Here is an 11886-nt window from a genome sequence, read left to right on the forward strand (position 1 = left end):
CGGAGCGGCCGAGCGAGCCGGAGCGGCCGAGCGAGCCGGAGCGGCCGAGCGAGCCGGAGCGGCCGAGCGAGCCGGAGCGGCCGAGCGAGCCGGAGCGGCCGAGCGAGCCGGAGCAGCCGAGCGAGCCGGAGCAGCCGAGCGAGCCGGAGCGGCCGACCGAGCCGGAGCGGCCGACCGAGCCCGCCGAGACGATCGAACGTGATGAGACGACCGAACGTGACGAGACAACCGGTCGTGATGAGACGACAGCGCGCGAAGAGGTAACCGCGACTGGTAAGTCGACCGACACGGGTGAGACGAATGGGCAGGCCGCGGGCGCGGCACGGCCGGCATCGCTGCGTGCACGGGTGTGGGCGGTCGTGGATCGTGCGGAGCGGGCCGTCAATCCGAGCTATCCGGGGTTGGTGGTGGCCTGGATCTTCTTCCTCTGGGCGGTGTCGCCCTCACTGCTGCCGCGCACCTGGCTGTTCGAGGGCCTGGTGTGCGGTATCAGCGCGGCCATCGGATACGCCGTGGGTGGCGTGCTGGAGTGGGCCTTCAAGAAGTGGGTGCGGCCACGGCTGCCGGAGTCGGCGGAGGGCCTGGCCAAGCTGTGGCATCCGAGCGAGACGACCCGGGCGGTCAGCAAGGCCGCGATCGTGGTCGGGACCATTGTCGGCGCGGCCCTGGTGCTGGCCCGGTCGGCGCGCTGGCAGCGTGATCTCGAAGTGCTGATGGGGATGCCGCCGACCACCACCTCGAGCTACCTGCGTGCCGAACTGGTGGCGGCGGCGACACTCGCGCTGGTGATCGTGGCGTATCGCCTGGTGCGGTGGCTGATCCGGCTGATCGTGCGGCTGCTGAACATCGAATGGCGGGTGCCGCGGAACATCGCCTACCCGGGCGCGGTGATCGTGGTCGCGGTGATCGCGGTGCTGTTGTTCCAGGGTGTGCTGGCGAAAGCCTTCTTCTCCGTGGCGAATTCGGCGTTCAGCCTGCGCAACGGCAAGACCTCGGCGAGCGCCGTCCAGCCGCAGCTGCCCGAAAGGTCCGGCAGCCCACAGTCACTGGCGCCCTGGGACACCCTCGGGTCGGAGGGCCGCTGGTTCGTCGCCACCGCGCCGAGCGCGGCCCGGATCGCCCAGGTCACGGGGAGGCCCGTGCGCGAACCGATTCGGGTGTATGCGGGCCTGGACTCGGCGAACACACAGCAGGACATCGCCGATCTGGTGGTGCGGGAACTGGATCGCACCCACGCCTTCGAGCGCAAGGTGCTGGTCGTGGTCACCACCACCGGAACCGGCTGGGTGGACTCCACCACCGCCTCGTCCATCGAGTACATGTACGGCGGTGACACCGCCATCGCCGCCACCCAGTACTCCTACCTGCCGAGCGTGCTGTCGTTCCTGTCCGACCGCCAGAAGGCCACCGAGTCCGGGAATGCGGTGATCCACGCCGTCCACGAGCGCTGGGCGCGGCTGCCGCCGGGACAGCGTCCGAAACTGCTGGTGTACGGGGAGAGTCTGGGCTCGCAGGGGTCCGAGGGCGCCTTCACCGGGCTCGACGACATCCGCACCATGGTCGACGGCGTGCTGTGGGTCGGCCCGCCCAATTCCAACCGGATCTGGCGTCAGCTCGAGCAGCGCCGCGATCCGGGAACGCCGGAGATCCTGCCCGTCTACGCCGACGGCCTGATCGTCCGCTTCGCTGCCACCGCACCGGAACTGGGCCGCCCGGACCGGACCTGGTTCGACCCGCGCGTGGTGTATCTGCAGCACGCCTCCGACCCGATCGTCTGGTGGTCCCCGGATCTGCTGTTCACACAACCGGATTGGCTGAAGGAACCGCGCGGTGCGGACGTCTCCAAATCCATCCGCTGGTGGCCGATCGTCACCTTCTGGCAGATCAGCGCGGACCTGGCCAACGCCCAGGGCGTCCCGTCGGGCCACGGCCACCGCTACGGCGACCTGCCCCTGGACGGCTGGGTCGCGGTGGCCCAGCCGCAGGACTGGAGCCCGGACCTGGAACGCAGCATCCGCAAGGCCCTCGACGAGGACATCACCTGGGAATACGCCCACAAATAGCCGCTGCACAGCGATCGGTCCGTATCCAGCGGAACCTGGATTCCGATCATCGGGACTATTTCGGATCGAAACACCGCGTTGGCCATAGCTTCGAGGGCAGGAAACTCTGGCACGAGGAGGAACGCCCGCATGACTAACAAGGTGCTCGATCGGGTCCGCGATCTGCTGCCCGCGATCCGGGAACGCGCGGTTCAGGCCGAGGAGCAGCGGCGGGTGCCCGACGCCAGCATTGCCGAGCTCACCGAGGCCGGCGTGTTCCGCATGCTGCAGCCGGTCCGCTTCGGGGGCATGGAGGAGTCGCCGGTCGCCTTCTACGAGGTGATCCGCACCATCGCCACCGTCTGCCCGTCCACCGCCTGGGTGTCCTCGGTGCTGGGCGCGCACCCGTGGCAGCTGGCCCTGTTCGAGGATCAGGCCCAGCAGGACGTGTGGGCCGAGAACTCCGACACCCTGGTGTCCTCCTCCTATGCGCCGACCGGCAAGCTGACCGTGGTCGACGGCGGCTACGAGCTGTCGGGTCGCTGGGCGTTCTCCTCCGGCTGCGACCACGCCCAGTGGGTGTTCCTCGGCGCGCTGGTGCCCACCGAGACCGGCATGGACTACTACACGATCCTGGTGCCGCGCACCGACTACCGGATCGAGGACACCTGGAACGTGTCCGGTCTGTCCGGCACCGGCTCCAACGACATCGTCATCGAGAAGGCCTTCGTGCCGGCCCACCGCGCCTACTCCGCCGCGGACCAGGCCAACCTGGTCGGCCCCGGCCAGCAGGTGAATACCTCTCCGCTGTACAAGATTTCGTTCGGCGCGCTGTTCTCCAACACCATCACCGCCCCGATCATCGGCGCGGCCCAGGGCGCGTACGAGGCGCACATCGAGCGCCAGCGCGAGCGGGTGCGGCTGTCCTACGGCGGGCAGAAGGTGTCGGAGGATCCCTTCGCCCACGTCCGGATCGCCCGTGCCGCTTCGGAAATCGACGCCGCCGTGCTCCAGATGGAGCGCAATATGGGCGAGCAGCTGCGCTACGCGCAGGCCGGTGAGGAGATCCCGTTCGAGCTGCGCCTGGCCACCCGCCGCGATCAGGTGCGCGGCACCGAGCGTGCGCTCGAGGCGATCGACCTGCTGTTCAAGAACTCCGGCGGCCACGCCATCCGCCGCCCGAACATCATCGAGCGCAACTGGCGTGACGCCCACGCCGGCAGCGTGCACGTGATCAACGATGTGGAGCGGGCCCTGGCCATGTACGGCAAGGGCGCCATGGGCCTCGAGGTCGCGGATCGGATGCTCTGATGACCCTGACCGCGGAGAACACCACCCGCTGGGTGACGGTCGGCGGCCACAAACTCCGCTATCACGAGGCCGGCGAGGGCCCGGCGCTGGTGCTGCTGCACGGCTCCGGCGCGGGCGTGTCCGGCTGGGCCAACTTCGGCGACAACCTGCCGGTGCTGGCGCAGCACTTCCGCTGCCTGGTCCTGGATCAGCCCGGCTTCGGCGAGAGCGGCCGCCCGGAGGTGTACGAGCGCAATTACCTGCGCATCGCCGCCGACGCCGTGATCGGGCTGCTCGACGAGCTGGGCATCGAGAAGGCGCACGTGCTCGGCAATTCCATGGGCGGCACCGTCGCGACCCTGCTCGCGCTCGAGCACCCGGGTCGCGTCGATCGCGTGGTGCTGATGGCGCCCGGCGGCGTCGGCGTGAACGTGCTCGGACCCGAACCGTCCGAGGGCATTACGCGGCTCATGGAGTTCAATGCCAACCCCACCGACGAGAAGGCGATGGGCTTCCTGCGGGCCATGGTCTACAACCAGGCCACGCTCACCGAGGAACTGGTGGCCAAGCGCCTGAAGGCCGCGGCCGATCCCAAGGCCCAGGCCGCCCTGCGCGACGCGTACGCCACCTTCTACAACCCCGGGCTGGCCGAACCGGTCCCGCTGTGGGCGCGGTTGAAGGGCATCACGCAGGAGGTCCTCATCCTGTGGGGCCGCGATGACCGGGTCACTCCGGTGGAGGGCTCGCTCTTCGCCGCCCGGCAGCTGCCGAACGCGGACCTGCGCACCTTCGCCCGCTGCGGCCACTGGGTCATGGTGGAGCGCAAGGACGCCTTCGAGCGGTCCGTGGTCGACTTCCTGAACAACGGCCTGTAGCAAGCGGTTTCCGATGATTCGGGGGTGGGATTTCCCACCCCCGAACTCGTTTTCCCGGTTTCGGCGCGGCGCTACAGTCCGAGCATGACGTGGACAGCTCCGGACATCACCCGGTCCGCCCAGGTGCTCGTCGGTGACGAGCGGGCCATGCTGCACTCCCTGCTCACCCGCGGCCGCGAGATCCTGCTCTGGAAATGCCAGGGGCTCACCGGCGCTCAGCTCGCGACCCGCAGCGTGGAACCGTCCACCATGTCCCTGCTCGGCCTGATCCGGCACATGACCGAGGTCGAACGCGGCTGGTTCCGCAAGCGGGCCGCGGGAGAGCCGGTCGGCTACCTCTACTCCAGCGACCCGGGCCGGGACGCCGACTTCGACGACGCCATTCCCGAGCAGGCCGAGGCCGACTACGCCCGATTCCTCGAGGAAATCGCCGTGTGCGACAAGGCCATAGCCGATCTTCCCCTCGACCACACGGTCACCCATCCGCGCACCGGCACCGACCTCTCCCTGCGCTGGATCTACCTGCACATGATCGAGGAGTACGGCCGCCATGACGGCCACGCCGACCTGCTGCGCGAACGCATCGACGGGGCCACCGGCTACCAGTAGCCCGGGTTCGACACGCGTCCGATCCGAATGTTCCTTCGGCTGCGACAGATTCGGGGTCGCGTGCGGGTAGCGGATCTACAGATTGTGTTCGTGCGCCCAGGCGGCCAGCTGCGTGCGGGAGGTGAGCCCGAGCTTGGTGAGGATGTGCTCGACGTGGGTCTCGGCCGTGCGGACCGAGATGACCAGGTCGGCGGCGATGCGCTTGTTGCTGTGACCGGCCGCGACCAGGCGGGCGACGTCCTTCTGACGGCGGGTCAGCACACTGGTTTCCGACAGGGTCGCGGTGGCCGCCCGCGGAGCGCGCTTCAGGGCGGGCGGTGGCGCAACGGGTTCCGGCTCGGCGGCGGTGCGGCCGAGCGCGTAGTCGATGGCCTCCTCCAGCGGCAGGCTCGCGCCCGCGCCGAACGCGGTGCGGAACGCCTCCTCGCCCAGCGCGTCCCGGACCTTGAGCCGCTCCTTCTCACCGACCGCGACGGTGATGGTGTGGGCCAGCCGAATCGTGCTGCGCTGCAGGGATTCCGCCGCGCCCAGCAGGCGGGCGGCCCGCTCGTGGTCGCCGTCCGCGGAGACCGTCCAGGCCAGCCCCTCGAAGGCCGACGACAGCCAGATACAGCGCTCGAACAGGGCCAGCTCCTCGATGGCGCGGCCGTGGAATTCGGCGGCGGCCTCGAGTTCGCCGCGCCGCCAGTGGTCGATCCCGACCGTCCACAGCGCCAGCCCGCCCAGCAGGTGCGAACCGCTGTCGGTGGTGAGTTCCAGGAAGCGCTGGGCCAATTCGGTGCGCCCCGGCGCTTCCAAGACCATGGCCGCCATGAAAGAGAAGGCGTGCGAGTCCATTTCGATGGCGTGCTGGCCGTGCGTGGCCGCCAGCTCGATGGCGCTGCGGCCCAGCTCCAGTGAGCGTTCGCGGTCGCTGGAGGCGAAGGCCAGCAGCGACCGGTCCAGCGCCACCTCGGCCATGATGTCGGTATCACCCAGGGCGGCAGCCAATTCCATGCACTCGCTCACCAGCCGCGCCGCCGATTCCTGATCACCCAGCAGGGCTGCCAGCGAGGCGGCGGAGGACAGCGCCTTGGCCCGCTCGGCGGTCCGCTCCGGATTGCGGGCCAGCGAATCGGTGAGCCAGCGGTAGCCCTCGGACAGGAAGCGGTTGTGCTCCCAGAAGGGGCGCAGCACGGTCACCGTGGCCATGGTGCGCAGCGGCTCGTCTTCCAGGCCCGTGCGCAGGGCGGCACGGAGATTCGCGTGCTCGCGGCTCAGCTCCCGGAACCACTCCACGTCCTCCGCGGTCCAGTACGCGGTCTGCCCGCGCATGGCCAGCTGCCGATAGTGCTCGCGGTGCCGCGCCCGGACCTCCTGGTCGGTACCGCGCTGGGCGAGCCGGTCGGCGGCGAACTGACGGATCGGCTCCAGCATCGAGTACCGGGCGACATCCCCGTCGAAGCGCAGCATCACCACCGACTTGTCCACCAGCCCCGTCAGCGCCTCCATCAGCGACGCGGACCCCAGCTCGCACACCGCCTCCGCGGCATCGATGTCGAAACCGCCCGCGAACACCGAAAGCTGTTCCCACAGTGCCTGTTCCGCCGCGGTGCACAGGTCGTAGCTCCAGCGGATCGCGCCCTCGATGGTCTGCTGGCGCTGCGGCGCGGTGCGCGGCCCGGCGCTCAGCAGCCCGATGGTGTCGTCGAGACGATCCAGGATCTGCTCCGGCGTGAACATGCGCAGCCGCAGCGCCGCCAGCTCCAGCGCGAGCGGCATGCCCTCGAGGCGGCGGCAGATCTCCGCCAGCACCGGCCGGTTGCCCGGGGTGGCCTGGAAGCCCGGGTTGGCGGCGCTGGCGCGCTCGATGAACAGCTGCAGCGCGTCGCTGTCCTCACCGGGGGTCTGGGCCACGGTCAGCGGCGGCACCGGCATGACCTGTTCGCCCGGTATCCCGAGCACCTCGCGGCTGGTGGCCAGCACCCGCACATCCGGTGTGGTGGCGATGATCCGGCCGACCAGCGCGGCGCACGCCTCGATCAGATGCTCACAGTTGTCCAGAATGAGCAGCAGCCGCTTGTCGGCCAGGAATTCGGTGAGCCGGGGCAGCGGCGCGGTGGATTCGTCGCGCAGGTTCAACGCCTCGGTGACACTCAGGGTGACCAGCGCCGGATCCTGTACGTCGGCCAGCTCGACCAGCCATACGCCGTCGGGGAACGCGCGCGCGACGAGGTGCCCGATCTGTCGTGACAGGCGGGTCTTTCCCATGCCGCCGGGACCCAGCAGGGTGAGCACCCGGGTGGTGGGCAGCAGGCGCTTCGCAGTAGCCAGCTCTTCGCGGCGGCCGACGAAGCTAGTTACCTCTTCGGGGAGGTTTCCATAGACACGCCGCGCCATGGCGTCAAACCTATGTGATTTGCCGCATTCTGTGCCAGCAGGTTCGCATAAACGCAGCTCGCGGCGGCTGCTGATGTGTGCGGCGATACACTCGACCGGGTGCCGAGCCGAACGCGCCGAGCCCGCCTGGCGGACGTCCACGAATTGGCGGCCGGTATGCCGCACGTGACCATCGAGCACGGGCCCGCGGGCAACCCGGTCTACCAGGTCGGCCGCAAGTCCTTCGTCTACTTCCGGACCCCGCGCCCCGACGCCGCCGACCCGGAGACCGGGGAGCGGTACGACGACGTCATCATCTTCTGGGTGCCGTCGGAGGACGACAAGCTGGCCCTCACCCAGGACCCGGATTCACCGTTCTTCACGACCCCGCACTTCCAGGGACATCTCTCGGTCCTGGTGCGCGGCAGTCGAATTCCCGAACTCGGCCTGCAGGAGCTCACCGAGGTCGTGCAGGACGCCTGGCTTTCGCGCGCCTCGGCGACCAGGGCGCGACGGTGGCTGGCCGAAAACGCGCCGGGGACAGGCAGATCCGGCTGAGGCTCAGGCCGCGGAGGTCGCCGGGGCCAGTGCGCCGCGCAGGGCGTCGATGATCAGCTTGCGCGCCTCGGTGCCTTCGGGAGTCGGCGTCAGGGGATAGACGTGGACCAGTTCGGGCGCCTCGTGATAGTCGACCTCGACACCGGCGGCCCGGGCCTTGCCCACCATGATCCGGGTGTCGGGCACGAGGATGTCGCGGGTGCCGCAGAAGACGGTGAGCGGGCCGAGGCCGGTGAAGTCGGCGAACAGCGGGCTGACGCGCGGGTCGGTGATCGAGAGCGGGCCGCGCCAGTGGTCGCCGAGGACCAGGCCGCCATCGCGTCCGAGCCAGGGATCCTGGGCCTGGACGGTGAGGATCTCCGGATTGCTCAGGCTCAGGTCCAGGGCGGGTGAAATCAGCACCGTCCGAGGCACTGCCGGTTGTTGCTCGTCGCGGAGCAGAACCGCCGTGGACAACGCGATCTGGCCGCCCGCCGAATCACCCGCCAGGCAGACCTCCCCGTACTCGGCCCGATTGGCGCGAACAAGATTCGCGAAGGCCGGGATCACCTGATCGGCGGTGCCGTAGGGGATGAGCGGATAGATCGGCACCGTGACCGTCGTGCCCGCCTCGGCCGCGATATCGGCGGCCAGCTGCCAATGCTGCCGGGCGATCTCATTGACCCAGCCGCCGCCGTGGCAGTACACGACATTGCCTCGGGCGCGGCCGGATCGGGGCGTGAGGGTGTAGATCGGCCAGCCGTTCTCCCGGCGCACCTCGATGGTCACATCCGCACGCAACACGCGCGGCGGACCGTACGCCTGGGGCCGGAGGCTGCGCTCCCGAATGTGCTCGCGTGCACCCTCGGCGCTGATGAACGGCCGGTTGGCCCGGACGACCCGCAGATACGCGGGCACCGCTCTACTGAGCAAGCTGGGCATCAGCGCCTCCCGTGCGATAGTCGGCCTGCGGCCTCGACCATACCGAATCGGGCCAATGCCCTAGCTGTGTTCGATGACCGCGCCGGTCAGGAAGGCGGACATGGCCGCGGCGACGGCATCCGGCTGATCGAGCATCGACAGGACGTAGGCGTCATCGATCTCCACCAGGCGCGCCCTGGGAATCAGCTCGGCCAGGCGGCGGCCGTGCTCGCGCGGCATCACCTTGCCGGCCGACGACCACAGGATCAGAGCCTCGCCCCGGAAGTCGCGCAGCGCTTCGGTATTCGCGATGAGCTCGGCCTTGTTGCGGCGGGATCGGGCATAGGCGAGCAGATCACGCCGGATCCGCTTGTCCCGCAGGCCGGGATCGGTCCAGCCGCGGATGATCTCGTCGCCGAGCGGATAGCGCGCCATCCAGCCGAACAGCAGCGGTGAGGAGCGCAGCCACCGGACGCGTAACTGTTTGAGCGCCATCGTGATTCCGCCGGGCAACGCCGCGCCCACGATGGCGGTCTTGCCCGGCAGGCCGGGTGGGAAATTGGCGAAGGCCTCGCAGGGCAGCACGATCAACCGGCCGACCCGCTCGTCGAGGCCGTAAGCGGTGAGGAAGAGCCCGCCGCCCCAGTCGCTGTGCACCAGGGTCACGTCACGCAGGTCCAAGGCGGCGAGGAAATCCGCGATCAGCTGATTGAGCCCGCGCAAGGTCAGGTCCGTGCCCTCGCGCAAGGGCTCCGGATGCGACCCGAGCGGCAGATCCGGCAAGACGTACCGGAAGCCCTCGGGCAGCTTGCCGATCACCTCGTCCCACACCGTGTGGTTCATCAGCAGCCCGTGCAACAGCACCACCGGTGGCCCCTCGCCCCGCTCGGCGTAGTGCACCCGTCCCGCACTCAGTTCGACAGTCGGCATGATATCTCCCCTCTAGAGCACACGCTCTAGTGCGTTTGCTCTAGTCTGGACGGGTGAGCGAGAAGCTGTCAACCACCACCCGGGATCGCCTGGTCACCGCCGTCGCCGAACTCATGCGCGTCCAGGGCTACAGCGCGATCACCGTCAAGCAGATCACCTCGGCGTCGGGCGCCCCGATGGGTTCGCTCTACCACCACTTCCCCGCCGGAAAGTCGGCCATCGCCGCCGAGGCCCTCCGCGTCTCGGGCGCCGCCTACATCCAGCTGCTGCCACTCCTGATGGACGCCCACGACGACCTCCGCGAAGCCGTCCCGGCCGCCTTCACCGCCGCCGCGGAAACCATCGAGCAGGCCGGCTGGATGAACATGTGCCCGGTCGGCACCGTGGCCGGGGAAGTCGCCGACAGCGAACCCGGAATCCGCGACGTGGCAGCGGAAGTCATGAACTCCTGGATCGACGAGGGCGCAGCCTATTTCGTCCGCCGTGGCCTGGATGCGGCCGACGCCCGGCAACTGATGATCGCGATTCTCGGTGCGCTGGAAGGAGCTTTCATTCTCAGTCGGACCCTGCGGTCGACAGAACCGCTTCTGGCCGCCGGCAAAACAATGGGTGCCCGTGTCTCGGAAATTGTGAAAAGGCAAGGGATACTGGACATTTCGGGTTCCTAGCATACCCATTCGGCGGTAAAATCAATGCATGAATTCGACGGGGGTGACACTCAACGCATGCGGTATCGCCGAATTGGCGACCGCCGTCGAGACCCTGTCGAATTCCGTCCTGCACGGCAACCTCACCCCGTTCTCCGACAGTGATGTCGTGGAGCTGATGCAGCGGCTCGAAACCTGCAAACGTCAACTGTCGGCGCTGGATTCACGCCTGATCATCGAAGCCTGCAACCGCTCACTGCCCGAAAGCAGCGGGGCGACAGATGTGGTGCCGTTCCTGCGTCAGACATTGGGATTGTCGAGGTACGACGCGTCGGTGCGGGTGAAGATCGCCCGCCAGTGCGGGGAATTCTTCGAACCCACCGGACACCTGCGCCCGGCGACGTTGGAGAAGACCGCCGAAGCCTTTGAGGCAGGCGGTATCTCGCGTGATCATGTCCGCAACATCATCGACGTGATGAACCACCTGCCCGCCGACATTCCCGCCGAGACGCGTGCGGAAGCCGAGGACATCCTGGTCGGCCACTCCCGCACCGGCTGGCCCGATGACCTGCCCAAGATCGGCCGCGACATCCTCGCCCGCATCGACCCCGACGGCAAGGTCGTCTCCGACACCGACCGCCGTCGCCGCCGTGGCCTGATCCTGGGCCGTCCCGGAGTGGACGGCATGAGCTGGATCGAAGGCTGGATCACCCCCGAACTGCGGGCCCTGCTCGATGCGGTCTTCGCGAAGTTCGCGCGTCCGGGTATGTGCAACATCGACGACGCCGACAGCGTCGCTGCCATGGTCAGGGTCGTCGATTCCAAGGTCCTCGAGGCGGCCGCGCGTCGTGACCGTCGCGATGCCGGTCAGCGCACCCACGACGCCCTGTTCGCGCTCCTGCAGCCCGGTGTCGACCCCGCCAAGCTCGGCTCCCACCGTGGCCTGCCGGTGCAGGCCATCCTGACCATGAACCTCGCCGATCTCGAGCGTGGGGCCGGAGTCGCGACCACCGCCTCGGGCGGCCACGTCTCGATCAACGAGGCGTTGAAGCTGGCCGAGGGTACCCGTCCGGTGCTGGCGGTCCTCGACGCCGACGGGCTGCCGCTGTACCTGGGTCGCTGCCAGCGCCTGGCCACTCCGGCGCAGCGCCTGGCGTTGATCGCCCGCGACAAGGGCTGCACCCGCCCCGGATGTGATGCACCCGCGAGCATGTGCGCGGTGCACCACATCACCGACTGGGCCAGGGGCGGGCCGACGGATCTGACCAATCTGACCCTGGTCTGCGATCGCTGCCACGCACTGGTCAACGACAGTGCCGAGGGTTGGAGAACCGTTGTCATGGGCAAGGATTCCCCGTATCGGGGGCGGACCGGGTGGATTGCCCCGAAACGTCTCGACCCGACCGGCATTCCTCGCGTGAACGACGGACATCACGTGGGGCAGCAGGTCGCGGCTGCCATCGATTCCAGTTGCCGGAGGTGGGGTGCACGGGCAGCGTGATTCCGGGAGCGCAAGCCATCACGTGGCGACCCCAACCCCGTGATCTGAAGGAATACCTCCTGCAGCAACCTCACATGCGGCTTCAAAGGTGAGGGGGCTGGAAGGTGCAGGCGCGAACGTGAGCCCGGCCCCTCCCTTCTCCAGGCATCTTTTGTCCTTTGGTTTTTGGGTTTTGT

Annotated in this window: 10 protein-coding genes; 7 read left to right on the plus strand and 3 right to left on the minus strand. The window is 68.8% G+C overall.

Annotated features, from left to right (window positions below):
* Positions 1-359: 359 nt before the first annotated feature.
* The 4 genes from ABZV44_RS11880 to ABZV44_RS11895 all read left to right on the plus strand — a co-directional run bounded on the left by ABZV44_RS11880 (position 360) and on the right by ABZV44_RS11895 (position 4816).
* Positions 360-2063 (plus strand): alpha/beta-hydrolase family protein, encoded by a 1704-nt coding sequence (locus ABZV44_RS11880; protein ID WP_354835334.1) that lies wholly within the window; start codon positions 360-362, stop codon positions 2061-2063.
* 129 nt (positions 2064-2192) lie between these two features.
* Entirely contained in the window at positions 2193-3353 is a 1161-nt protein-coding gene (gene hsaA / locus ABZV44_RS11885; RefSeq protein ID WP_354834954.1) for a 3-hydroxy-9,10-secoandrosta-1,3,5(10)-triene-9,17-dione monooxygenase oxygenase subunit, read from the plus strand.
* Positions 3353-4207, plus strand: coding sequence for an alpha/beta fold hydrolase (locus tag ABZV44_RS11890; RefSeq protein WP_354834956.1), 855 nt, complete (start codon positions 3353-3355; stop codon positions 4205-4207). The genes hsaA and ABZV44_RS11890 overlap by 1 nt, the downstream gene beginning before the upstream one ends.
* Positions 4208-4291: 84 nt before the next feature.
* Positions 4292-4816 (plus strand): DinB family protein, encoded by a 525-nt coding sequence (locus ABZV44_RS11895; RefSeq protein WP_354834958.1) that lies wholly within the window; start codon positions 4292-4294, stop codon positions 4814-4816.
* 75 nt (positions 4817-4891) lie between these two features.
* Here ABZV44_RS11895 and ABZV44_RS11900 read toward each other — a convergent pair whose 3' ends face one another.
* The gene (locus tag ABZV44_RS11900) at positions 4892-7195 is read right to left on the minus strand and encodes a LuxR C-terminal-related transcriptional regulator (RefSeq protein WP_354834960.1); all 2304 of its coding nucleotides are present in this window, start codon (positions 7193-7195) and stop codon (positions 4892-4894) included.
* Between the two features lie 99 nt (positions 7196-7294).
* Here ABZV44_RS11900 and ABZV44_RS11905 point away from each other — a divergent pair, with 99 nt between their 5' ends.
* Entirely contained in the window at positions 7295-7732 is a 438-nt protein-coding gene (locus tag ABZV44_RS11905) for a hypothetical protein (protein ID WP_354834962.1), read from the plus strand.
* 3 nt (positions 7733-7735) lie between these two features.
* On the opposite strand, the gene ABZV44_RS11910 is transcribed toward ABZV44_RS11905, so the two are convergent.
* Positions 7736-8653 (minus strand): alpha/beta hydrolase, encoded by a 918-nt coding sequence (locus ABZV44_RS11910; protein WP_354834964.1) that lies wholly within the window; start codon positions 8651-8653, stop codon positions 7736-7738.
* Positions 8654-8713: 60 nt separating this feature from the next.
* Positions 8714-9562, minus strand: coding sequence for an alpha/beta hydrolase (locus tag ABZV44_RS11915; protein ID WP_354834966.1), 849 nt, complete (start codon positions 9560-9562; stop codon positions 8714-8716).
* 53 nt (positions 9563-9615) lie between these two features.
* Here ABZV44_RS11915 and ABZV44_RS11920 point away from each other — a divergent pair, with 53 nt between their 5' ends.
* Together ABZV44_RS11920 and ABZV44_RS11925 are read left to right on the plus strand one after the other, a co-directional pair.
* On the plus strand, positions 9616-10230 hold the full coding sequence (locus ABZV44_RS11920) for a TetR/AcrR family transcriptional regulator (RefSeq protein ID WP_354834968.1): 615 nt from the start codon (positions 9616-9618) through the stop codon (positions 10228-10230).
* Between the two features lie 28 nt (positions 10231-10258).
* A complete protein-coding gene (locus ABZV44_RS11925) occupies positions 10259-11710 on the plus strand; it encodes a DUF222 domain-containing protein (protein WP_354834970.1) in 1452 nt (483 codons plus the stop codon).
* The last annotated feature ends 176 nt before the right edge of the window (positions 11711-11886 follow it).

Source organism: Nocardia sp. NPDC004860 (genome assembly GCF_040609015.1).
Lineage (GTDB): Bacteria > Actinomycetota > Actinomycetes > Mycobacteriales > Mycobacteriaceae > Nocardia.

What these genes read in the sequence shown, in the direction of transcription:
- hsaA (WP_354834954.1), top strand. Translation starts at nt 2,193, where the DNA reads ATGACTAACAAGGTGCTCGATCGGGTCCGCGATCTGCTGCCCGCGATC.
- ABZV44_RS11890 (WP_354834956.1), top strand. Translation starts at nt 3,353, where the DNA reads ATGACCCTGACCGCGGAGAACACCACCCGCTGGGTGACGGTCGGCGGC.
- ABZV44_RS11895 (WP_354834958.1), top strand. Translation starts at nt 4,292, where the DNA reads ATGACGTGGACAGCTCCGGACATCACCCGGTCCGCCCAGGTGCTCGTC.
- ABZV44_RS11900 (WP_354834960.1), bottom strand. Translation starts at nt 7,195, where the DNA reads ATGGCGCGGCGTGTCTATGGAAACCTCCCCGAAGAGGTAACTAGCTTC.
- ABZV44_RS11910 (WP_354834964.1), bottom strand. Translation starts at nt 8,653, where the DNA reads ATGCCCAGCTTGCTCAGTAGAGCGGTGCCCGCGTATCTGCGGGTCGTC.
- ABZV44_RS11915 (WP_354834966.1), bottom strand. Translation starts at nt 9,562, where the DNA reads ATGCCGACTGTCGAACTGAGTGCGGGACGGGTGCACTACGCCGAGCGG.
- ABZV44_RS11925 (WP_354834970.1), top strand. Translation starts at nt 10,259, where the DNA reads ATGAATTCGACGGGGGTGACACTCAACGCATGCGGTATCGCCGAATTG.